The sequence below is a fragment of the Acinetobacter sp. TG2027 genome (assembly GCF_000302435.1).
Classification (GTDB): Bacteria; Pseudomonadota; Gammaproteobacteria; order Pseudomonadales; family Moraxellaceae; genus Acinetobacter; species Acinetobacter pittii.
In genome coordinates, this window is the sequence record NZ_AMJN01000040.1 from 226,140 (window position 1) to 250,142 (window position 24,003).

At 38.7% G+C, this 24,003-nt stretch carries 20 protein-coding genes and 1 pseudogene; 10 read left to right on the top strand and 11 right to left on the bottom strand.

The features are described 5' to 3' along the window. Positions 1-214: 214 nt before the first annotated feature. Positions 215-970 carry an RDD family protein gene (locus tag B806_RS0110750; protein WP_002119677.1) on the bottom strand — a complete coding sequence of 252 codons (756 nt, stop codon included), beginning with the start codon at positions 968-970 and terminating at the stop codon, positions 215-217. A 64-nt stretch (positions 971-1,034) separates the two neighbouring features. Next, positions 1,035-3,422, bottom strand: a complete 2,388-nt coding sequence (gene ppsA / locus B806_RS0110755; RefSeq protein WP_005803576.1) for a phosphoenolpyruvate synthase — start codon at positions 3,420-3,422, stop codon at positions 1,035-1,037. A gap of 147 nt (positions 3,423-3,569) precedes the next feature. On the opposite strand from ppsA, the gene B806_RS0110760 reads away from it, so the two are divergent. The 5 genes from B806_RS0110760 to pgaD all read left to right on the top strand — a co-directional run bounded on the left by B806_RS0110760 (position 3,570) and on the right by pgaD (position 10,757). Then, positions 3,570-4,406 (top strand): pyruvate, water dikinase regulatory protein, encoded by an 837-nt coding sequence (locus B806_RS0110760; RefSeq protein WP_016145814.1) that lies wholly within the window; start codon positions 3,570-3,572, stop codon positions 4,404-4,406. A 387-nt stretch (positions 4,407-4,793) separates the two neighbouring features. Further along, positions 4,794-7,232, top strand: a complete 2,439-nt coding sequence (pgaA, locus tag B806_RS0110765) for a poly-beta-1,6 N-acetyl-D-glucosamine export porin PgaA (protein WP_017403014.1) — start codon at positions 4,794-4,796, stop codon at positions 7,230-7,232. After that, the gene (gene pgaB / locus B806_RS0110770; protein ID WP_017385453.1) at positions 7,232-9,055 is read left to right on the top strand and encodes a poly-beta-1,6-N-acetyl-D-glucosamine N-deacetylase PgaB; all 1,824 of its coding nucleotides are present in this window, start codon (positions 7,232-7,234) and stop codon (positions 9,053-9,055) included. Before pgaA ends, pgaB begins: the two co-directional genes overlap by 1 nt. Beyond that, on the top strand, positions 9,055-10,302 hold the full coding sequence (pgaC, locus tag B806_RS0110775; RefSeq protein WP_005073596.1) for a poly-beta-1,6-N-acetyl-D-glucosamine synthase: 1,248 nt from the start codon (positions 9,055-9,057) through the stop codon (positions 10,300-10,302). Before pgaB ends, pgaC begins: the two co-directional genes overlap by 1 nt. Next, a complete protein-coding gene (pgaD, locus tag B806_RS0110780) occupies positions 10,299-10,757 on the top strand; it encodes a poly-beta-1,6-N-acetyl-D-glucosamine biosynthesis protein PgaD (protein WP_017385452.1) in 459 nt (152 codons plus the stop codon). Before pgaC ends, pgaD begins: the two co-directional genes overlap by 4 nt. Positions 10,758-10,794: 37 nt before the next feature. Here the strand turns inward: pgaD and B806_RS0110785 are convergent, their stop codons facing one another. The 5 genes and pseudogenes from B806_RS0110785 to B806_RS0110805 all read right to left on the bottom strand — a co-directional run bounded on the left by B806_RS0110785 (position 10,795) and on the right by B806_RS0110805 (position 14,901). Further along, positions 10,795-11,358 carry a hypothetical protein gene (locus tag B806_RS0110785; RefSeq protein ID WP_005073599.1) on the bottom strand — a complete coding sequence of 188 codons (564 nt, stop codon included), beginning with the start codon at positions 11,356-11,358 and terminating at the stop codon, positions 10,795-10,797. A gap of 148 nt (positions 11,359-11,506) precedes the next feature. Then, positions 11,507-12,511 carry an LLM class flavin-dependent oxidoreductase gene (locus tag B806_RS0110790; protein ID WP_017403015.1) on the bottom strand — a complete coding sequence of 335 codons (1,005 nt, stop codon included), beginning with the start codon at positions 12,509-12,511 and terminating at the stop codon, positions 11,507-11,509. 133 nt (positions 12,512-12,644) lie between these two features. Beyond that, complete coding sequence (locus B806_RS0110795) at positions 12,645-13,151, bottom strand: hypothetical protein (protein WP_002119687.1); 507 nt, start codon at positions 13,149-13,151, stop codon at positions 12,645-12,647. Between the two features lie 235 nt (positions 13,152-13,386). Continuing rightward, the gene (locus B806_RS0110800; RefSeq protein ID WP_005068514.1) at positions 13,387-13,806 is read right to left on the bottom strand and encodes a glycine zipper 2TM domain-containing protein; all 420 of its coding nucleotides are present in this window, start codon (positions 13,804-13,806) and stop codon (positions 13,387-13,389) included. Positions 13,807-13,998: 192 nt separating this feature from the next. Beyond that, a pseudogene (locus tag B806_RS0110805) lies at positions 13,999-14,901 on the bottom strand (LysR family transcriptional regulator). A 119-nt stretch (positions 14,902-15,020) separates the two neighbouring features. Between B806_RS0110805 and B806_RS0110810 the strand changes: the two are divergent. The 3 genes from B806_RS0110810 to prmC all read left to right on the top strand — a co-directional run bounded on the left by B806_RS0110810 (position 15,021) and on the right by prmC (position 18,052). Then, positions 15,021-15,860 carry a type 1 glutamine amidotransferase domain-containing protein gene (locus B806_RS0110810; protein WP_031944461.1) on the top strand — a complete coding sequence of 280 codons (840 nt, stop codon included), beginning with the start codon at positions 15,021-15,023 and terminating at the stop codon, positions 15,858-15,860. A 288-nt stretch (positions 15,861-16,148) separates the two neighbouring features. Next, positions 16,149-17,237 carry a peptide chain release factor 1 gene (gene prfA, locus B806_RS0110815; protein WP_017385449.1) on the top strand — a complete coding sequence of 363 codons (1,089 nt, stop codon included), beginning with the start codon at positions 16,149-16,151 and terminating at the stop codon, positions 17,235-17,237. After that, positions 17,237-18,052 (top strand): peptide chain release factor N(5)-glutamine methyltransferase, encoded by an 816-nt coding sequence (gene prmC, locus B806_RS0110820; protein ID WP_017385448.1) that lies wholly within the window; start codon positions 17,237-17,239, stop codon positions 18,050-18,052. The genes prfA and prmC overlap by 1 nt, the downstream gene beginning before the upstream one ends. A 2-nt stretch (positions 18,053-18,054) precedes the next feature. Here the strand turns inward: prmC and B806_RS0110825 are convergent, their stop codons facing one another. From B806_RS0110825 to B806_RS0110835, 3 genes are all read right to left on the bottom strand, one after another. Then, positions 18,055-18,894 (bottom strand): ABC transporter permease, encoded by an 840-nt coding sequence (locus tag B806_RS0110825; protein ID WP_017385447.1) that lies wholly within the window; start codon positions 18,892-18,894, stop codon positions 18,055-18,057. A 3-nt stretch (positions 18,895-18,897) separates the two neighbouring features. After that, the gene (locus B806_RS0110830; RefSeq protein WP_017385446.1) at positions 18,898-19,872 is read right to left on the bottom strand and encodes an aliphatic sulfonate ABC transporter substrate-binding protein; all 975 of its coding nucleotides are present in this window, start codon (positions 19,870-19,872) and stop codon (positions 18,898-18,900) included. 242 nt (positions 19,873-20,114) lie between these two features. Beyond that, complete coding sequence (locus B806_RS0110835; protein WP_017385445.1) at positions 20,115-21,143, bottom strand: AraC family transcriptional regulator; 1,029 nt, start codon at positions 21,141-21,143, stop codon at positions 20,115-20,117. 169 nt (positions 21,144-21,312) lie between these two features. On the opposite strand from B806_RS0110835, the gene B806_RS0110840 reads away from it, so the two are divergent. Together B806_RS0110840 and B806_RS0110845 are read left to right on the top strand one after the other, a co-directional pair. After that, positions 21,313-22,083, top strand: coding sequence for a 3-hydroxyacyl-CoA dehydrogenase (locus B806_RS0110840; RefSeq protein ID WP_017385444.1), 771 nt, complete (start codon positions 21,313-21,315; stop codon positions 22,081-22,083). A 19-nt stretch (positions 22,084-22,102) separates the two neighbouring features. Beyond that, positions 22,103-23,239 (top strand): acyl-CoA dehydrogenase family protein, encoded by a 1,137-nt coding sequence (locus tag B806_RS0110845; protein ID WP_025465949.1) that lies wholly within the window; start codon positions 22,103-22,105, stop codon positions 23,237-23,239. A 92-nt stretch (positions 23,240-23,331) separates the two neighbouring features. Here the strand turns inward: B806_RS0110845 and B806_RS0110850 are convergent, their stop codons facing one another. After that, positions 23,332-23,910 (bottom strand): flavin reductase family protein, encoded by a 579-nt coding sequence (locus B806_RS0110850; RefSeq protein WP_017385442.1) that lies wholly within the window; start codon positions 23,908-23,910, stop codon positions 23,332-23,334. Between the last annotated feature and the right edge of the window lie 93 nt (positions 23,911-24,003).

Consider the following 24,003-nt stretch of genomic DNA (forward strand, 5'->3'; position numbering starts at 1 on the left):
TTATATGACACCGCTACGTTGTAGGGCATTATGCCTCATATCGACAAACTAAGCTATACATAAAGTAGGCTGAAATAATTGTTTTAAAACCCGATTTTTTTTGTAGGGTATCTAATTTCAATAGAGCTTTTATTTAAATATCAACTCACTATAGAAAAAAGGAGGCGGGGTGCCTCCTCTTTTTTTAGACATTAAATGAATGAGTCATTCACTATCATTTGATCACTTTTGTTCTTGCAATTTTGTCATGTAAAGCTTGTCGCTTTTGTCCTAATGCAAAAGCGTAGTCAATAATTGTACTGATCGGCATAAACAGTAAGTTTAATATGATAAAAACAATACTTCTTAATAAGAAGATGCGAGTTAAATTAACCTTGCTATTGTCCTCAGCATCTACAATTTTAATTCCAACGATTTTCTTGCCTATACTCTGACCAAACTTTGTCAAAAGAACGGCTTGAATTGCAAGCATAATTACGACGTAAAGAAGCATTGAATGCCAAGCTTCTATTGGAATTAAAGTAAAAAGTTGTTGTTGCAATTCTGCAGCTTTAGTCGATGCGACTTCGGCAGATTGCATCTGTTTTTGCAGCTCGAATAATTGCTTATATTGAGCTTCATTAAAGAAAAAAGAAGGAATTGCAGCGATTGGTAACCAAAGCAATAAATCAATAATTTTTGCTAAAGCCCGAGCCGGAATAGACGCAAGTTCATGAACTTTAGGTTCTACACGAATTTGACGAATAGTTTCATTAGTTGATGTATTCGTGTTTATTGTAGGTACAGAATAACCGATAGGTTGATATACAAGTTTACCTTGGGTTAATTCTCCTAAAGCTTTCCATTCTGTCATGCCTTCATGCCAAGCTAAATCAGTTAACAAAATTTGTTGGCTAGCCAACATTTGATTTACTTGTTCTAAAGTATAAGGCCCAGCTTGTTGATTATTACGTGCCAAGTAAATTTGCATAAATAAAAATTCTCTATTCTAAAGATGAAAAAAGACCCACGGATGGGCCTTTTTTTATAACATATTAGATTTGCTTGATTTTTTCTTCAGCAAGGAAGAACCATGTATCTAAAACTGAGTCTGGGTTAAGAGAGACAGATTCGATACCTTGTTCCATTAACCATTTTGCAAGATCTGGATGGTCTGAAGGACCCTGACCACAGATACCTACATATTTACCTGCTTTACGGCAGGCATGGATTGCCATTGAAAGAAGAGCTTTAACAGCTGCATCACGTTCATCAAATAAGTGTGAAACAATACCTGAGTCACGGTCAAGGCCTAACGTTAACTGAGTTAAGTCATTAGAACCAATAGAGAAACCATCGAAGTGCTCTAAGAATTGTTCAGCTAACAGAGCGTTAGTTGGTAATTCGCACATCATGATTACTTTTAAGCCGTTCTCACCACGTTTCAAACCATTTTGTGCAAGTAATTCAATAACACGTTTCGCTTCAGATACTGTACGTACAAAAGGAATCATGATTTGAATATTGGTTAAACCCATTTCATCACGAACTTTCTTAAGTGCGCGACATTCTAATTCGAAACAATCACGGAAGTTATCAGATACATAACGGCTTGCACCACGGAAACCGAGCATTGGGTTTTCTTCTTCAGGCTCGTATAACTTACCACCAATTAAGTTTGCGTATTCGTTTGACTTGAAGTCAGACATACGAACGATAACTGGCTTGTCACCAAATGCAGCAGCAAGAGTCGCAATACCTTCAACCAATTTTTCAACATAGAAATCTACAGGTGAAGCATAACCCGCTGTACGAGTTAAAACCGCAGCACGAGTTTCACGAGGTAGGCTGTCAATGTTGAGTAGGGCTTTAGGATGCACACCGATCATACGGTTAATGATGAACTCAAGACGAGCAAGGCCAATACCTTCGTTTGGAATTTGAGCAAAGTCAAATGCACGGTCAGGGTTACCTACGTTCATCATAATTTTGAACGAAAGCTTAGGCATAGATTCGATTGAGTTGCGTTGAACTTCAAAATCTAAAGCACCTTCGTAAATGAAACCTGTATCACCTTCAGCACAAGAAACAGTTACTTCCTGACCATCAGTTAATACTTCTGTTGCGTTACCACAACCTACAATCGCTGGTACACCAAGTTCACGTGCAATAATTGCTGCGTGACATGTACGACCACCACGGTTAGTGATAATTGCAGCAGCACGTTTCATTACCGGTTCCCAGTCAGGATCGGTCATATCTGATACAAGAACGTCGCCTTCTTGAACTTTGTCCATTTCTTTAATTGAGTTAACAATACGGACTTTACCAGAACCAATACGTTGACCAATTGAACGACCTTCACAAAGAACAGTACCTCTTTGTTTGAGAAGGTAGCGTTCCATAGTGCCTACATTTTGGCGGCTTTTTACAGTTTCAGGACGAGCTTGAACAATATAAATTTGACCGTCATCACCGTCTTTTGCCCATTCGATGTCCATTGGCGCACCGTAATGCTGCTCAATGATAAGCGCTTGTTTAGCTAACTCTTGTAACTCATGGTCATTTAAAGCGAATTGTTGACGGTCTTGTTTTTCAACATCAACCACAACAACAGATTTACCCGCAGAACCTTCTTCACCATAAATCATTTTTTGGTGTTTAGAGCCAAGGTTGCGACGTAAAACAGAATGTCTTCCTGCATTTAATAATGGTTTAGATAAGTAAAACTCATCTGGGTTAACGGCACCTTGTACAACCATTTCACCTAAACCGTAAGATGCAGTAATAAATACAACATCACGGAAACCAGATTCTGTATCAAGTGTAAACATTACACCCGCAGCGCCAGTTTCAGAACGAACCATACGCTGAACACCCGCTGAAAGTGCAACGATGTCATGATCAAAACCTTGATGCACACGGTAAGAAATTGCACGGTCATTATATAAAGAAGCAAACACTTCTTTAATCGCAATAAGTACGTTATCAATACCGCGAATATTCAAGAAAGTTTCTTGTTGACCCGCGAATGAAGCATCTGGTAAATCTTCAGCAGTTGCAGATGAACGAACGGCAACCGCGATGTCAGGGTTGCCGTTAGAAAGTGCTGTAAAAGCGGCGCGAATTTCTTGTTCTAAGGTTGCAGTGAGTGGAGTCTCTACAATCCATTGACGAATTTTAGCGCCTGTTTCTGCAAGAGCATTTACGTCATCGACGTTGAGTTGAGCAAGTTCTGCTTGAATTCGAGCGTTAAGACCACTTTGGTCTAAGAACTCACGATAGGCAGCAGCAGTAGTTGCAAAGCCACCAGGTACCGATACACCAGCATTTGATAAATGGCTGATCATTTCACCCAAAGATGAGTTTTTCCCACCTACGAGTTCGACATCGTGTTTCCCTAATTTTTCTAGACCGATTACGCGCGCTTCCAAAGTTTTCACTCCACTTTTGCAGTATTAATGTCTATCTTGGCATGAAATTATAAAAATAAAGTGCTTAGTTGAGAATTATACTAAGCGACAGTCATGTAAGATCAGTTTACTATAAAGATTATATAGCACTAAGACAAATGTTTAAGGAGAATTTTAATGTCAGAAAGTAAACAATTTAAGCGGAGTGTTTTTTTTATTTCTGATGGAACTGCAATTACTGCCGAGACTCTTGGACATTCGTTATTAGCACAATTTCCCAATGTAGATTTTGATATTCACATCATGCCGTATATTACAACTGAAGAGGCGGCAATGGATGTGGTGGTTGAGATTAATCGATGCCAAACCAAAGACGGTTGCCTACCTTTAGTATTTGATACTTTAGTCGATCCGCATGTGCGAGAGATTATTAATACGGCTAAAGCGGTTAATCTGGATGTGTTTGAAGGTTTAATTAGTAAACTTGAACAAGAACTTGGAACACCACCAACAACATTGGTCGGGCAGACTCATGCTGTAACCGATTCTGAATATTATAAAGCCCGTATCGATGCTGTTCATTTTGCGCTTGATAATGATGATGGGGCACGTACTCGTCATTATGATAAAGCGGATTTAATCCTAATTGGAGTTTCCCGTTCGGGTAAAACACCGACTTCTATTTACTTATCTCTTCAATTCGGTATTCGTGTTGCGAACTACCCATTAACTGAAGAAGATTTAGATGATAACCGTTTACCAGCAGTATTAAGAGCTCATCGTAATAAATTATTTGGTTTGATGATTGATGCTGAGCGTTTGGTCGCAATTCGTAGTGAACGTAAAGCGAATAGTCGTTATGCAAGTTTTAGCCAATGCCAAATGGAGCTAAGAGCAATTGAAGGGATTTATATTTCAGAAGGCATTAAATATTTAAACGTGACCGAAATGTCGATTGAAGAGATTTCAACTCGTATTTTACAAATGACGGGATTAAAACGTCGTATTGGTTAATTTAATCAATTGTTTATTTTAACCATTCAATTTTTGTATATTAATTTATAGCTAAGTTGAATGGTTTTTTTAATATATATCACAGAGAAGAATTAAAGTTTTATATATAAAACTAAATATTATTAAATAGTTCTTATTGGTTATAAGCCCGTAGTTATTTTGAAACTTGTTTGTAAATTTAAATAACACTATTGAAAAGAAGTGTATGTTTTTTATTACGCATAAAACTGGTAATTCTTTATTTTTTATAAATATTTTAGAAAAGCATTCATGAAAAATCCACAATTTATAAAATGTTAAATAGATCACACTTTTTTGTGTTATGTGATTGGTTTTTGATTTTAATTATAATTTCCCACCTCGATATGGGACTATCCGATTATCAAAATGCTAAAAAAATGTGTTTTTTCATTGGTATATATCTTGCCTCTTAATTTATATGCTGCTCAAGTAGATGAATTGCGAGAGCAAGCTATTCACACTTACAAAACTGGGCAAACTCAACAAGCAATATTGCAACTAGATCAATTGCTAAATAAATACCCGCATGACCAAAAATTACTAGCTGATTATTTAGTTGTCATGTCAAGTGAAAAAAGAGATTTATTAACCTTTTCTCAGCATTTAGCAAATATTAATTATGTGAATTTTCCAGAATATGGGCAGCTACCATTAATACGTAATTTTCGTGATTTTAAACACTTTAAAAATGCAATTGAGTGGTCGAATAAATTTAATATTCAAAAGACATCTGATGGGCAGATTTTATTAGCGGTTCTATATGCTGAGGCTAAAGACCCTGTAAATGCTAAGGTGCATTTATCAGGTATTAAGAGTAAAAATCTTACAGCTGATCAATTTGTTCAAATTGCTTATGCATATCGACTCATTAATTCACCTGTAGATGCTTTATCTGCAATCGAGCAAGCTTATCAACAACAACCAAAATCTTTTGCGGTTTTGCAAGAATATAGTTACGACTTGGCGGCTGTAGGCGCTTATAAAAAAGCTCAGCAGTTGCTGCTTGCCAGCGATAAAAATGCGCAAACAGAATCGTTACAACACTGGTTAAAAGTCAGCGAGTTTTCTCAACGTGTAAATAACGCAATTACTCGCTATAAATATTTGAATCGGGAAGGCATGTCGGACAGTGAAGGCTTTGCCGAGCTTGATGCTGTGTTGAAACAAGGTGAGCAAATACAGCCTTTGATTCAACCGTCAGACCCTAATTATTTAAGATTTCATTATGACTATTTATATGCGTTGGACTTCCGTGGGCGTAGCCGTACGGTATTAGATGAATTTACTAAATTAAATGTACCGTTAGAAAAGCTACCGGCTTATGTACGTCATGCGATTGCTGATAGTTATTTAGCTGAAAGACAACCGAAGCAGGCTGAACTCGCTTTTAAAACCTTACTTACCGAAAAAAACTACTCAGATATGACGGTATATACGGGGCTTTATTATTCTTATATTGAACAAGAAAAATATAAACAAGCTGAACAACTTTTGAATGAAGTTGATCGATTGATTCCTACATATAAATATAGTCAAGCCAAAGGGGTGGATAAATCAAGCCATCCTGATCGTGATGATTATATTGCTTTACAAGGCATGCATTTAGCTTATGCAAATCATTTGGATCAATCAGAAAAGCATTTTCAAAAACAAGTAGATCTTGCACCTGCTAATGAAGGTTTAATTAACAACCTTGCTCGTGTTGAGCGCTGGAGAGATAAACCGTTACAGGCGAAGCAAACAATTGATCGTTTAAATGGCTTAACGCCAGTTGCTAAAGATACACGTATTAATCAAATGCAAAATGCTCAGGCTTTAGGAGATATTCCTGAATGGCGCAAAAGTACAGAAAGTCTTTTGCAATATTATCCTGAAGATAGCGGTGTAGTTAAAAGTCGAAAAGAGTTGGATGATCGTGATAAAGCAACCATCTCGCACTCAACGACTTGGGGCCAGAGTAAAGCAGAAAATAGCGATTCTGTGAGTGGGCAAAATGGCTTAAAAGATCGAGAAATGGAAACTCGTGTTAATAGCCCTTGGATTAAAGATAATTATCGTCTATTTGCTTGGCATCAAGATCGTTATGGTGAATACCGTTTTGGTGATGTGCATGACCAACGTTATGGTGTTGGTGCTGAGTGGCAAGCAAACCGTAAGGTATTCTCGGCAATTTTGTCGCAAAGTACAGATGGTAGCCAAGCAGGTGTTCGTCTTGATTGGTCGCAATGGTTAAACGACCACTGGCAATATCAATTGCAATATGACAGTCAGGCTAATATTCCATTACAAGCAATTGATGCTGGTGAGGATGGACAAGCTTACCGTGCTGCTTTGACATGGCAAAAAGATGAGTCACGCCAAATTGGAGCGAGCTATGGCTTAACCGATATAAGTGACGGTAATAAACAACAAGAATTTTCTACTTTTTGGCGTGAGCGATTATTTGATGCGCCTCACCATATTACTTACGGAACCGTTCGTGGATTTTATGGCAGCAATAGCCAAGATCAGACTGCTTACTTTAGCCCAAGCAATCATTACAGTGCCGAGTTGAATTTAAGCCATGACTGGGTCACTTGGCGAGAGTACGAACGCTCATTTAAACAACATTTTGAAGCTGGAGTAGGGCTATATAAACAAGCAGATTACTCAGCTCGACCAACATACTCTTTGCAATATCAACATCAATGGCAGCTCTCACGGACTTGGCAACTTAATTATGGAATTGGTTGGCAATACCATCCATACGATGGTCATGATGAACAACATACCTACGGTATTTTCGGATTTGAAGGGCGTTTTTAATGAATAACATGATGTCAAAAATGTTGAGCTGTGTGTTTGCCTCAACATTATTACCCGTACAATTTGCCTATGCCCGCATTGAAACTGAACTACCAAAAAATCATACGGTTTCGTTAACTTTTCATGATGTGCGAGATGACGTGCTTAAGGAAGGGGACCGTGATGTTTATGCGATTCAGACCAATAATCTGGCACAGTTTCTCGATTGGCTTAGCCAGTCGGACTGGAAACCGATTCGCTTAAAAGACATTGAAGAGGCGCGTAAGCAAGGTAAAGAATTACCTCATAACTCTATTTTACTGACCTTTGATGATGGTGCTTTAAGTAGCTATAGCCGAGTATTTCCTTTACTGAAGCAATATAAAATTCCAGCAGTTTTTGCTCTTCCAACAAGTTGGTTAAATGGTAATACAAAAGCGGGTTATGAAGCCTATGGTCAAGGTAACTTGGTGAACTGGGCTCAAGTTCGTGAAATGCAAGCATCTGGGTTAGCCGAGTTTGCAAGCCATAGCGATGATTTACATCATGGGGTACTAGCCAATCCTCAAGGCAATGAGCAACCTGCTGCAACTTCTTATGCCTACTTAAAATCGCAATCACGTTATGAAACCGATGCGGAATATCAACAGCGCATTTTGCAGGATTTAAAAAAATCTTATGCAGTTTTAAAAAAAGAAGTAGGGGTTAATCCTAAAGCAATTATTTGGCCTTATGGCGCCGTGAATGAACAGTTAGAAAAGCTAGCACAACAGGCGGGTTTCCAGTTTTCATTCAGTTTGGGACGTGATGGTATGAATCGCGTGAGTGACTCAACTTTTAAGCGTAGCTTAGTCATTGATAACCCTACAGCCGAACAACTGACAGAAGGCATGTTAAATATTCTGAGCTTTGAAGAGTCAGATTTATTTAAGCAATCGCGTCATTTTGTGAGTATGGATTTAAAGCACTTAGCAGCACAACAAAATGCTCAAACTGATGAAAAACTTGGGCAGTTGTTATCAAAATTGTATAGCTTAAAAAACAACGCTTTAATCTTAAAGCCTTTGGAAGACAAAGATGGAGATGGGCAATATGATGTAGCTTATTTCCCTACAAATAAAATGTCTGTTCAACAAGATATTTTAAACCGTAGTTTATGGCAGGCTCAAACTCGCGCAGGCCAATCGGTAATATTAGAGTTGCCTGCTTATCCGCAAAAAAATAAACCATTTTTAACTGTAGATTTAGCTAAAGATATTGCGCGTTTTAACAGTAATTTAAGTGGTATTCAGCTTAATGCAGGATCATCTTTAAATTGCGCAATGCAAAAAATAACAGTGCAAGAAAGTTGTATTGAGCAATCAAAACAGCTCGAACAACTGAGTCAACTGACTAAAAAAGCGGTAAAACCTTATTTAAATATGAGTAATCAGGCGCAGTTTAGTTTATTGCTTACACCTGATTTAGATCATGTGGAAAATCTACCTGAGCTTATAAAAACACTTTTAATGCAACATGACTTAGTCAATTTGAAGTTTGATGTGATTGGTAAGAAAAAACAATTTAATCAGTTGTTAAAGCTATTAAATACACTTGATGAAAATGATAAGCAAAGAATAATGCTGACTTTAGTATTACCAGAAAATTCGCAAAAAAATGCTTGGGAAGAGGTTCAGCAAGGACTATTTTCTATTCAGCGAGTAGGAATCCAGAAATTCGGTATTGATGGCTATGACTTTGAAAAATCAAAAGATGTTCATCAATATTTATATAATCCGCTTAGTCTGAATGCTAGCCCTGTGATGTATCAGCCTTTTGCTGGATTGGTAGAGGGGAAAAAGTAATGAGGGTATTACTCGATATTCTGTTTGCTTTTGCCTTTTTATATCCCTTACTGATGGCTTGGACATGGATGGTAGGGGGACTTTGGTTTTTCTTTAAAAGAGAATACCGCGAACAAGCGCTTCCTGAACCTACAGGTGAAGGATGCAGTATCATCATTCCGTGTTTTAACGAAGAAGCGCAAGTACGCCAAACAATTCGTTATGCGCTACAAACCAAATATCCTAATTTTGAAGTCATTGCTGTTAATGACGGAAGTAGTGATAGGACCGCCGAAATTCTAGATGAATTGTCAGCGCAAGATTCACGACTTCGGGTTGTACACTTAGCAGAAAATCAGGGTAAGGCCGTAGCTTTAAGATCGGGAGTACTGGTTAGTAAATACGAATATCTTGTTTGTATCGATGGAGATGCGTTGTTGCATCCGCATGCGGTACTTTGGTTAATGCAACCATTTATTAACTTCCCGCGAATTGGTGCTGTAACAGGTAATCCGCGAATTTTAAACCGATCTAGTATTTTAGGAAAATTACAAGTTGGTGAGTTTTCTTCGATTATTGGTTTGATCAAACGTGCACAACGTACATATGGTCGTATTTTTACTGTATCTGGTGTGATTGCAGCATTTCGTAAAACCGCACTGGTTCGAGTCGGGTTTTGGTCTGACGATAAAATTACCGAAGATATTGATATTTCATGGAAGTTACAGCTCGACCATTGGGATATTCAGTATATTCCGCAAGCACTTTGTTATATCTATATGCCTGAGACATTTAAAGGTCTATGGAAACAGCGTCTTCGCTGGGCGCAAGGTGGGGTAGAGGTTCTTATAGAATATATTCCACAAATGTTCAAACTGCGTGTTCGAAGAATGTGGCCGGTCATGATTGAGGCGCTAGTCAGTATTATCTGGTCTTATGTGATGATCATGATCTTCACGCTATTTTTTGTTGGATTATTTGTTGAACTGCCTCAGCAATGGCAGATCAAAACGCTTATGCCACAGTGGTACGGTATAATATTAGGCGGAACATGTTTGATCCAGTTTTTAGTGAGTTTGTGGATTGATCATCGTTATGACCGAGGACGTTTTTTTAGAAATTACTTTTGGGTGATTTGGTACCCGTTATTTTTCTGGCTACTGACTTTGTTTACAAGTGTTGTTGCGGTACCAAAAACTTTATTTAACACAAAAAAACGTGCTCGTTGGGTAAGTCCAGACCGAGGCTTCCGTGGAGATAACCCATGAAACTTGAGGAAAATAAGGATATAGAGACTTTAGATATCCCTGAATATATTGATCAGCCGGAATATGTCAAAAATAAAACAGCAAACTATACATTACAAACCATTGGCTGGATTTGTTTAATGTGGCTGCTTTTCCCATTGGTTTCACTGTTTTTATGGGTTTTTGAAGGTCACTTAATTTATGATTACGTCTGGGTAGACCACTTATCAGAAGTTAAGACCTTATTACATTTAGCATTAATGATCGGAATTAGCGCGCTTATTTTAATTTTATGGGCAAGTTATAACTGGATTAGGTTTAGTGGTGAGGACCGACGTGCTAAGGCACCTAATAGTTCTGTAGAATTATTAGGTGCCCAATTTTCAGTTACTTCCGACATGCTAAATGATTTGCAAGAAAAACAGCGCATCATTTTGCATTACGATGATCATGGTAATTTGCAAAAATATGAGTAAATAAAAAAGCATGGCCTAAAACCATGCTTTTTTACTTTTATGGGATTGCTCTGATAATAATATCAACAGGTTGTTCTATACCATCCATGCTGTGAACAGATCTATTGGTAATTTTAACAATTGGCCATGTTTGCAATTTACAGTTGGGTTTCTGAAGTGCTGCATAATAACTGTCGGATTTAAAAAATACTTTTTTGGTGGTTGCAGTATTGGGAGTCAAAAGACGCTTAAGCCATGGTTCGTTTACTTGAGTTTCTAGAAAACGTAGTGCCAGAATGCTTTTAACACGATTATTAAATAACCTGCGGTTTTTGATAATAAGTGGGTGGGTAATTAACTTATGCGTACCCATCTGACTATGGGGCAAAATAAAATGAGGAGTGATTTGGAAGACAGTCACAAATTTTGCTTGCTGACAGATTTTTTCAAGATGAGTCACGCTATCTTGATTTGTACCAATAATCGCGACAGATGAATGTGAAAAGTCAAAATCTTTAATTGACGTTGAGGAAATCACTTGACCAGTAAAATCTTCGAAATCTTGAGAGATATTCTGAAAAATTACTGATTTTGAAGTGTTATTTTTAATATTAATACTCATTTTCCAAAAGTCCTTTTGGTTTTTTAAATCATGATGTTTTTATCGTTTTAATATAAATAACCAAGCAGGAAGTTGGGGTAAAGTCTTTTCAGATAGATGGTCATCCCATACTCGAAATCAATTCAAGTATGGGAGCTTGAAGTAGAGTTTAATGTTCTGTTTTTACATTCATGAGCTGTGTAAAGCTTTCTAAACGTTTAGCTGTATCGTATACATCACATGTAAAAATAAATTCATCAACATCATACGTCGCTAATAACTTTTGTAAGCCAGAGCGAACAGTATCTACAGAACCAATTTGCGCCATTGCATAGAAGTTTTCGACAGAAAGTTGTTCTGCTGTATTCCATAATCCCTGCATTGATTCAACTGGTGGTTTCAGCTTTAAGCTTTCTCCACGAATTAAACCTAATACGCGTTGGTAGGCACTTGTTGCTAGAAACTGTGCTTCTTCATCTGTATCTGCTACAACAACAGGCACACCCATTGAAACATATGGCTTATCTAGATACTCAGAAGGTTCAAAGTTCTTCCGATAAAGTTGAATCGCTTGACCTAACATACGTGGGGCAAAATGGGATGCAAATGAGTAGGGAAGTCCAAGTTTTGCCGCGAGTTGTGCACTAAATAGGCTAGATCCAAGTAACCAAACAGGAACATGGGTGCTTTGCCCTGGTGTTGCAATAATTTTTTGTTCTGCTTGAGGTACATCGAAATATTTTAAGATTTCGGCAACATCTCGAGGAAACTGATCTTCTGTTTCTTGATGGCCACGACGTAAAGCTCGCATGGTGAGTTGATCTGTACCGGGAGCACGGCCTAAACCAAGTTCAATACGATTTGGATATAAAGTAGCAAGCGTCCCGAACTGTTCTGCGACAACTAAAGGGGCATGGTTAGGAAGCATAATTCCCCCTGAACCTAAGCGAATATGCTGTGTATGTGCTGCAATAAAACCGAGTAAGACAGCGGTAGCTGAACTTGCGATTCCATCCATGTTGTGATGTTCAGCAAGCCAGAAACGTTCATAACCTAGTTTTTCTGCATGTTGTGCCAATTCTAATGCGTGACGTAATGAGAATTCGATGGTTTTATCATTACGAATAGGAGCAAGTTCCAAAATGGAGAACTTGGTATCTTGAAGTGATCGCATGCGATATTCTCGAATAAGGATATATCGAAATAATACGATATATAGGGTGTGATGTATATCGTTTTTTTTCGATATTAATTTTTAGCTATAAACAAAAAAGCACCCGAAGGTGCTCTTTTGTTTTATCTGTGAATTAGCGGTTTTTATACCAACCACGGTGTAAGCCATTGTCATGGCGACGGCTACCACCTTTATAATAACGACGGTCACCATCGTAATATCTGCGGTCATCACGATCGTAACGATCACGGTCATAACGGTCATCGTAGTTACGATCTTCAGCAACTTTACGACCTAATGCAGAACCACCAGCTGCACCTACTGCTGCACCGATGTATCCACCGTTGGTGCCGCCCATATTTTTGCCGACTGTATAACCAGCACCACCACCTAAAGCACCACCAATTGCAGCTTCTGTACGATTACGACGATCACTTGCTGCAGCTGCACCACCAGCCCCACCTAAAGCAGCACCGATTGTTGCACCTGAGGTACCACCAATACTTTTACCAATCGCAGTACCCACTACACTACCTAAAGCAGAGGTTGCAGCAACACGTGTGCCATTGTCAGCATGTGCAACTGTTACCATAGAAGATGTTGCAATTAATGCACTAGCCAACCAAATATTCATTTTCATCGTACAACTCCATGTCCTTTTTACTGGAAGGACAGTTATCTTTATCTTGCGGTAAATGTAATAAAAAATTTCGTGATAATTATGGAGAACCCCAAGGGTGATACAAGTGTTTTGTGTCTGTTTGTAGTGTTTGTATTAATTTATGGATAAATCATGAGCATACGAAATATGAGTGTATAACTTCATCACAACAAAAAAGCACCCGAAGGTGCTTAAAATTGTTTCATCAGCTTAATCAGTGATGACGACGGTGCTTTTTCTTCCAGTGCTTAGAAGATCTGTCTGCATCACGGTCTTTAGAGATTTTATTACCCAAAGCAGAACCACCCGCAGCACCTAAAGCAGCGCCTACATAACCACCATTTGTACCGCCCATGCTTTTACCAACCGTATAACCAGCACCACCACCTAAAGCGCCGCCAATCGCAGATTCAGTACGGTTACGACGATCGCTTGCAACAGCTGCACCACCAGCACCACCTAAAGCAGCACCAATTGTTGCGCCAGATGTACCGCCCATGCTTTTACCAATTGCAGTACCTGCTACGCTACCTAAAGCAGAAGCGGCTGCTACATGTGTTGTATTGTCAGCATGTGCCACAGTAACCATTGAAGTTGCTAGAACAGCGCTACATAACCAAGCATTTAATTTCATTTTTGACTCCGTGTCCCTAGTTGCAGGACCCTATATCTTTTGTTACGGCAAATGTAACAAAACACTTCTCCCCAAATATGGAGAACCATCTTTTGATTATTGCAGTTTAGTGTCTGGTTTGTATGTTTTCTATTAAAATAGAATATTTAATACTCATATAGATAAATTAAGCTTTATTTAGTTTTGAAGGGGTTAGTCACGATCAGAACATAGAAAATTTATTAAAGCTCTTGTCGCAGACGACATATGTTTATGTTGTGCGTACAGTAAAGAAAAGGGCCGTGTGTGACCTGCATAACCCTCAAGTAGGGGCTGCAATTTTTCTTGCCGGATCTTTTCATTAACAATAAAGCTATAAGTCTGACATATTCCTAATCCACTTTCAGCAAGAGAAACTACTCCCAAAATATCTTCTTTTACTAAAATCCGATTTGATGGTATCCATTGAATTTCATTATCACCATTTTTAAAAAACCATGGAGTGACCTTACCTGTGCTCGGTAATTCAAAGGCAATACATTGGTGATGGTTTAAGTCTTCCAAGGTTTGAGGAACACCCATACGTTTTAAATATTCGGGTGAAGCAACAAGTTGAAGAGGGGCAAGCTCCAAAGGTCTGGCAACCAGAGTGCTATTAGGAAGCTGACCTTGACGAATAGCTAAATCAAATCCTTCCGCAATTAAATCGACGTTTCGATTAGAAATACTGACTTCTATTTGAATATCTGGATATTGCAAAAGAAATTTTTATAGTAATTCTGGAAGGCGATAGTGTCCGTAGGTGGTGGGTACACTTAATTTAATTTTGCCGGAAATTTGCAGTTGCTTACCTTGAATAGCACGCTCTGCATGGTCAATTAACTGAAATGCATGTTGCATCTTTTCATAATAAAGTTGACCAGCTTCAGTCAGGCTCAAATGACGAGTTGTTCTTCTAAAAAACTGAATGCCAAGTTTTTTCTCTAGCCGCGTAATTGTTCTACTAATGACTGAAGGAGTTGTTGCTAAATAAATTGCAGCTGCACTAATAGAAAGCTTCTCAGCGACAATTAAAAACACTTCAATATCGGCAAGATGGTCAAATTGACGTGACATTTAGTCCTCAAACGCAAAAAAGATTTGCAAAGGTGGTTGTTTATCTACCTAATTGGTAAAAATAGAATATATCCATCCAAAATATAAATCCAGCAAATGGTTGGAATGAAGGTCGAATGATGAAATCTCTAAATAAAATAATGCTTGCAGTAGTTACTGCTTCAGCAGCATTCAGTGCAAATGCTGCTCATGTGTTAGTTGTGTTGTCTGATGAAGCCCAATTAGAGCTGAAAAAAGGCCATATTTTTAAAACTGGTTTTTATTTAAATGAATTGATGCAACCTACAAAAATGCTTTTAGATGCAGGCCATACAGTAACTTTCGCTACACCAAAAGGGAAAGCTCCAACCTTAGATGAATCATCGAATAATGTGATGTATTTTAACCAAGATGAAAAAGCATTAAAGCAATATGCAGATTTATTGCATGATCTAAAATTAACATCTGCTCAAGATTCTCCAGTTGTGAGCCTATCTCGTATTGAACAAATTGGTGTGGGTCAGTTTGATGCTATTTATATTCCAGGTGGGCATGCACCTATGCAAGATCTATTAAAAGATAAACAACTTGGAAAAGTACTTACAGCTTTCCATAAAGCTGGTAAACCTACTGCGTTGGTCTGTCATGGTCCTATTGCATTAATGTCTACTTTACCTAATGCCTCGGAAGTAGTTGGTCAACTCGAACAAGGCAAGCCAGTAAAAACTGGTGAATGGATTTATAAAAATTATCGAATGACGGTGATTAGTAATCAGGAAGAAGAGCAGGCTAAAGCTTTATTAAAAGGTGGAGAAATGAAGTTTTATCCACAAACGGCTTTACAGTCACTTGGCGCTAAGTATCAAAGTAATACCACTGCGTGGACTCCAAACGTAGTGGTGGACCGTGAACTTATTACAGGACAAAATCCAGCGTCGGCTGTTTTGGTGGGCAAAACCTTATTAGAAAAATTAAAATAAGTAGGCTGGCAAGAGGTTTTTTAAACAAAGCCTCTATTGTCATATAGAGGGAAAATATAACTTATTATTTTCTACAGAACAGCCAAATTATAGGCAAGTAATAAATCTTATTCGAAATCATTATATTTATACGCCTCTACTTATTGGGAAAGTTGATGAATTGGCTGATTATATATGTCATTTAAGCAGCATAATCTGTAAACTATGCGCTATTTTTACGATTTTGCTTATCTTCTATACTTACATAGCGTTCGATAAGCTTTTTGGACTTTTGAGATATTTCCTCTTATGAAAGCGTCACTCCGTTTACGACTTGATCAACTCTGTGATCGATATGAAGAACTTACTGCATTGCTTGCAGATGCTGAAGTGATCTCCGATAACAAACGTTTCCGTAAATTGTCTCGTGAACATAGTGATTTATCTGAAATTACCGAAGTTTGGGGCAAATACCGTCAAGCAGAAGAAGATATTGAAACTGCTGAAATGATGAAGTCGGACCCAGACTTTAAAGATATGGCAGAAGAAGAAATTCAAGCCAATAAAACATTGCTTGAAGAATTAGAAAGCCAGCTCAACATTTTGATGATTCCAAAAGATCCGAATGATTCTAATGCGGCTTATTTAGAAATCCGTGCTGGAACAGGTGGTGATGAAGCTGCGATTTTCTCTGGTGATTTGTTCCGTATGTACAGCAAATATGCCGAGACACAAGGCTGGCGTATTGAAGTCCTTTCTGAAAATGAAGGCGAGCATGGTGGCTTTAAAGAAGTTATTTGCCGTGTAGATGGTGATGGTGTGTATGGTCGCTTGAAGTTTGAAAGTGGTGCTCACCGTGTACAACGTGTGCCAGCAACTGAATCACAAGGTCGTGTGCATACATCAGCTTGTACAGTTGCGATCTTGCCTGAAATTGATGTTGATACTAACGTTGAAATTAATCCTGCAGATTTACGTATTGATACTTACCGTGCATCAGGTGCGGGTGGTCAGCACATTAACAAAACCGATTCAGCGGTGCGTATTACTCACATTCCAACTGGTACAGTCGTTGAGTGCCAAGAAGAACGTTCACAGCATAAAAACAAAGCTAAGGCGATGGCATTGTTAGTATCGCGTTTAGAAAATGCTAAACGTGCGGCAGCAGATGCCGCGACTTCTGAAATGCGCCGTGATTTGGTTGGTTCTGGTGACCGTTCTGAACGTATCCGTACTTATAACTACCCACAAGGGCGTATGACGGACCATCGTATTAACCTAACTTTATATAAGTTAGATGCCATTATGGAAGGTGATTTGACTGAATTGCTCGATAGCTTACATCGTGAATATCAGGCAGATCAGCTTGCGATGCTTGCACAGGAAAATGGCGGCTAATGAATATTGCTCAAGCGCTTGCAATTCGTGGTGAGACTGACAGTTATGAACGGCAAGAAAATGCTTGGTTACTTGAGCATTTTCTAAAAATCAATTCGCTTGAATTAAAGTTTAGACTTGAGCAAGAGTTAACTGCCCAACAAGAGCAAGATTACTTGGCTGGTCTTGAACGTATCCAAAATGGTGAGCCTTTAGCTTATGTGACGGGTTCACAGCCATTTTGGACACTCGATTTAAAAGTAACGTCTGATACTTTAGTGCCACGACCTGATACTGAGGTTTTAGTTGAAACTGTTTTAAATCTAAATTTGCCAAATACTGCAAATATTGTTGATTTAGGAACGGGAACAGGTGCAATTGCGCTTGCATTAGCAAGTGAACGTCCAGATTGGCAAGTCACGGCAACTGATATTTATGCGCCTACTTTAGAAGTCGCAAAAGAAAACGCACAAGCACATGATTTGCAACGTGTGAAATTTGCTTGCGGTGCTTGGTTTGAGGCACTTGAAATACAAAAGTTTGATTTAATTGTTTCTAATCCGCCGTACATTGACCCTGAAGATGAACACATGCAAGCTTTGGCTACAGAACCACGCCGTGCATTGGTTGCAGATCATCAGGGACTGGCTGATATTGAAATTATTATTGCTCAAGGGAAAAACTGGTTAAAACCGCAAGGCTGGATTGCACTAGAGCATGGTTATGATCAGGGACAAGCTGTTCGAGATATTTTCACAGAGCATGGTTTTAGCCAAATTAAAACTATTCAAGACTATGGCCAAAATGATCGAGTCACTTTGGCATGCTGGATTTAAAATTACCTTTGTAGTGTATCTCGCCAACGTAATAACCAGTTTTCGATAAGTTTCATTAAGGTATCGGTTATTTTACCCAATAGCGCCAATAAAATAATTGCAATGATAACAATATCAGGTCGAGACGTTTCTCGGCCATCACTGAGTAAATAGCCAATCCCTTGAGTGGCTGCAATCAGTTCAGCTGCAATCATAAACATCCAAGACAAACTTAAGCTGTTACGTAAACCCGTTAAAATGCCTGGAGATGCTGCCGGTAAAATAATAGATATAATCCGCTGAAAAGCATTAAGCCGATAAACTTTTCCAACTTCAATGAGCTTTTTATCTACATTATGAATTGCTGCAACTGTATTGGTATAGGTTGGAAAAAATGCTCCGATTGCAATCAATGTAATTTTAGAACCTTCATCAATTCCTAACCAAAGTAATAATAAAGGGATCCACGCAAGACTTGGGATCGATTTAATTGCTGAAAAAGTTGGTTCTAAATATGCTTCTGCTTCTTTACTTAATCCAACCCAAATTGCAAAAATTAAACCTAAACCGATTCCTATAATAAAGCCCAACAGAACACGCCATGTACTAATATAAATATGGGCAAATAGATCGCTATGAGCTAAATCTAAAAAAGATTGCCATAAACTAGACGGTGCAGGGAGTAGATAAGCATCGATATAGCCATTTCTGACTAAAAACTCACAAGCCGTTAAAAAGATGAGTGGAATGAGTAGCGCTTTAAACCACCGTGTAAATTTGTGGTTTAGATGCTTTTTCTCAGATTTTAAAGCCTGCTGAGCTAAGAAGTGATTTAGCTCAGCTTTGTTAAGTGAATCACTCATATACTATTTCACGACTTTTTGAGCAAAACGTGGGTCTAGCAACTGATCAACCACTTGATTGACGTTAGTACCTTTTCTAACCAAATCCTCTTCAGTCAAAATTTTCCCAGAACGTTTTAGCGCTTGTGCTTGAGTTGCTGATGGAATGCTTTGATCGAAGTTGGTTCGGCTCAGTTGTAGTTTAGCCACAGGTAGAGGAAGTTTTGATTCTTGAGCTAAAAGTGCTGCCACTTTATCTGGATTGGCTTTTGCCCATTTTCGGGCTTGTTCATAGGCTTTAATAACGGCCTCTACCGCTTCAGGGTTTTGCTTTGCAAAATCTTCTTTAACGCTCAGTACACTATAGCTATTAAATCCAACATTACGATAAAGCAATTTGGCACCCGATTGAATTTGAGCAGAAGCCATTAATGGATCAAGTCCAGCCCAAGCATCTACTTGGCCACGCTCTAATGCAGTTTTGCCGTCTGGGTGTTGTAGATGAACCAGTTGTACATCACGTTTACTCAAACCGACTGTATCTAGTGCTTGTAGTGTAAATAAGAAAGGATCGGTTCCTTTGGTGGCTGCAATTTTTTTACCTTTTAAATCTTTTAGGCTTTTAATTGGTGAATTTTTTGTGACAACAAGCGCGGTCCATTCCGGTTGGCTTTGTACATAAACCGTTTTAATTGGACTACCATTCGCTCGACTTAATACAGCAGCTAATCCAGCGGTAGAAGCAAAATCGATACTATTACTGTTGAGATATTCTAATGAGCGGTTACTACCTTGACTAAAAACCCATTTAATTTGGGTATTTGGCAGTGCTTTTTCGAGAAGTTTTTGATCTTTAACGACTAAACTAGTTGGTGCATAGTAAGCATAATCAAGCTTAAGCGTAGTCGGAATTGCTGCAAAAGCAGATGAAGCAAATACAAACCCCAATGTTGATGCCAACAAAGTCTTTGGTAGAGAAAATTTTGATTTTAAAGACATGATAAAAATAAAACCGAAATGAAATAGGAGATCATCCTTTCACGTGTTTAGAGGCTTATGAACTTAGTTATTTTGATTTATAAATCAGTTTGAAAGATAAAAGTTTGAATAAAATTATAAATCACTGTTTTTATGACTATTATCAAATTTTAAATAATGCATTTATCTGAAATATTGAATTTAAAATACATAAATATCATAAGCTTAAACTCTAACGCCTTAAGCTTCATTCGATGTATATGTTATTGCTTGTGTCCAGTTAAATTATCTCGATATGCACCTGGGCTGACGCCAGTCCATTTTTTAAAAGCACGGTGAAAGGCACTTGGGTCATGGAAGCTTAAATCTTCACTAATATCTTGAATTGAGTCATTCGTTTTGCTTAAGCGTTGAACAGCAATATCACAGCGGATTTCATTTTTAATTTGTTGATAGCTTACACCTTCATGTTTCAGTCGACGTTGAACGGTGGCTTCTGAAATATTGAGTTGCTGAGCTACATCTTTGAGTTCGGGCCATTGTGCAGGGTGGAGTTTCAATAAATGGCGACGAATAAGTACACTTAAGGCATTTTCATTTTTAAAGCGAACTAAAAGATTTTGCGGAGTTTGCTCTAAAAAATCATAAAGCGCTTTTTTATCTTTCTTAATTTTAATATCTAAATAGTGGGCATCGAACTCAACTCGATTTATCTCAGCATTAAATTGAATATCTTCACCAAAACGAACGAAATAGTCCTGAATATCTTGAGGTTTAGGACAACGTACCATAATAGTATTTAAACCAATTCGCTGGTCTACCAACCAACACATAAGTCCGTGCACTAATATTAAAAAGGTTGCGTAGGTAAACATGCGTTTAGGCTGTTCACGATCATGAATCACTAAATAAGCTTTGTCTTGCTCTCGAATGAGTTCTCCATGCATGTCATCTAGAACAAAGTTAAAAAACTTCAAAATATCGTAGAGTGCTTTTTCTAAAGTTTCAGCCGTACTGACGAGTTTAGTCAGTAATTTATAGCTTCCACGACGCATGGGGTGGCTATCCATCCCAAAAAACTCATCGTTCATGGCATTGGCAAGCTCTATCCACAATTGGGCATAGGTTGTAACAGGCACACGTGCCTTTGGCGACATCAGTAATTCAGCGGGGATGCCTGCTTTATTTAGAATTATTTGTGTATTTAGGCCTTTGGCATAAGCCGCACTCAGTGCTTCATGTACTAGTGCAATCGAAATTGTGCCTTTACTTAAAGAAGATTGGACAACCATGTCAAAGACTCATATTTTCTTCATATATTTCAAGTGAAATACTGCATATTTAAAATTTGGATTGATCAAAAGCTGCAAACATTTTGAGGCTTTTTGAAATTGTATCGGAAAACAACAACTTTTACTCTCACTACTAAGTTTAAAGAACATTTCTATAGGACATTACACAATGAAAATTCAAGGGAAACATTTCGTAATTACAGGTGGTGGGTCTGGTTTAGGTGCTGCAACAGCTGAGTATTTAGTCCAGCAAGGTGCTTCAGTTACCTTGGTAGACATGAATACAGAAGCAGGCGAGCAACAAGCAAAACAGTTGGGGCCAAAAGCTGACTTTGTAAAACTTGATGTGACCGATGAAGCTGCTGCTGAACAGTTCTTTAAAGATGTGTTGACAAAACATGGTCATTTGCATGGTTTGGTGAACTGTGCCGGTATTGGCCCTTCTGCGAAAGTGGTTGGCCGTGAGGGCGTTCATGACTTGGGATTATTTGCAAAGACTTTAAATATTAATGTTACAGGTACATTTAACATGCTGCGTTTTGCAGCAGATGCAATGAGTAAAAACACGGTTGAAGAAGGTGAAGAAGATCGTGGTGTAATTGTTAACACTGCTTCTGTTGCCGCATTTGATGGTCAAATTGGTCAGGCTGCGTATTCTGCATCAAAAGGCGCTATTGTTGCGATGACATTGCCGATTGCTCGTGAGCTTGCGCGACATGCTATTCGTATTATGACCATTGCACCGGGAATTATGGAAACCCCAATGCTTAAGGGTATGCCACAAAATGTACAAGATGCTTTGGGGCAAATGGTGCCGTACCCATCTCGTTTAGGAAAACCAGAAGAGTTTGCTCGTTTGGTGGCACATATTGCTGAAAACTCTTACTTAAATGGTGAAGTCATCCGTTTAGATGGTGCAATTCGTATGGCAGCAAAATAATAAAAATAAGGATGCTGAAATGATCTTAAATGCTGAACAAAGTATGGTTCAGGAGATGATGCGGAATTATGCGCAAAATCAGTTAAAACCAACTGCTGCACATCGCGATAAAACTCATGAATTTCCAGCTCAGGAACTCAAAGATTTAGGTGCACTAGGCGCTATGGGGATGACCGTGCCCGATGAATGGGGCGGTGCCGGAATGGACTATGTATCTTTGGTACTCGCAATTGAGGAAATTGCCGCAGGCGACGGTGCTATTTCCACCATCGTCAGTGTTCAAAATTCCTTGATTTGCGGCATTACACTGGCGTACGGTTCGGATCAGCAAAAACAAACCTATTTGCCAAAATTTGCCTCTGGCGAATGGCTGGGATGCTTTTGTTTAACTGAGCCACATGTCGGTTCCGATGCAAGCGCGATTTTATGTAAAGCCGAGCGAGATGGCGACCATTGGGTGCTTAATGGCGTAAAACAATTTATCACCAGTGGTAAAAATGCCCAAGTGGCTTTGGTGTTCGCGGTCACAGATAAACAAGCTGGTAAAAAAGGTATTTCGTGCTTTCTTGTACCCACCAATACACAAGGTTACTTGGTGACTCGTATTGAAGACAAAATGGGTCAACATGCTTCAGATACAGCGACCATTACTTTTGAGGACTGCCGAATTCCTTTAGAAAATTTGGTGGGGCAAGAGGGTGAAGGTTATAAAATTGCATTATCTAATTTGGCAGCTGGACGTATTGGTATTGCAGCTCAATCGGTAGGTATGGCAAGAGCGGCTTTTGATGCAGCGGTGCAATATGCAAATGAGCGTAAAGCTTTTGGAGTCGAATTAGTTCAGCATCAGGCGGTTGGTTTCCGTTTAGCCGATATGGCGACCCAGATTGAAGCCGCGCATCAGTTGGTTTTGCATGCTGCAACTTTAAAGGATGCGGGATTACCTTGTTTAAAAGAAGCCTCAATGGCAAAGCTATTTGCATCTACTATGGCTGAGCGAGTATGTTCGGATGCAATCCAGATTCATGGTGGTTATGGCTACGTGAGTGATTTCCCTGTAGAGAGAATTTATCGTGATGTTCGTGTAAGCCAGATTTATGAAGGTGCTTCTGATATTCAACGCTTGGTGATTGCTCGTGAAGTGGCTCAAGTTTAAATATTAGATTTTTAAAAAATGTCGTTGACTGCAAAAAAACCGCAATTGTTATGCGGTTTTTTTGCAATTAAATGAATCTCGCTTTTTAATGATTAAATTTGGGCTTTGACTTCCTCACCAATCAAATAAAAAGTTCCACCTGCAATATAGTGCAGGCTACGAAGTTCTTTCGGCGCATCTTGAAAGTGCCAGTGCCCATCTCTAAAAACGCGGCTATCTGCCCATGCACCTACAACAGAACCAATAAATAAATCATGAGCTGATTGGTTATGGGGTTCTGGAATAAGTTTACAGACAAGCCATGCAATGCAACCTGATACAAGCGGGCTGGTAAGGCCTTCTTGATAGAATAGCTCAACACCGCAATGCTCAAGTTTTTCTGGATCATCCAACTTACTAATGGTTCCAAGTTGATGAGTCAGATCGAGCTGTGCATAGCAGGGAACTTGTAGTGTGAAATAGCCACTTTGCTCAACGAGTTGTCGGGTTTTAGTGCTTTTGTCGAGAACCACGGACACTTTAGCTGGTTTGAACTCTAAGGCACATGCCCAAGCGGCAGCCATCACATTGCGGTCATCACCATGTTGTGCAGAAACAAGCACAGTTGGGCCATGATTTAATAAACGATAAGCTTTTTCTAACTCTACAGGTGCAATATATGATTGCGTCATATTTAGCCTAAGTAATAAAGAAAATTGATATTTCTATTGTTGCAGAAAGCTTGATAGATGCAATGTTGGTAAATAAGCTTTATTAGAATAAAA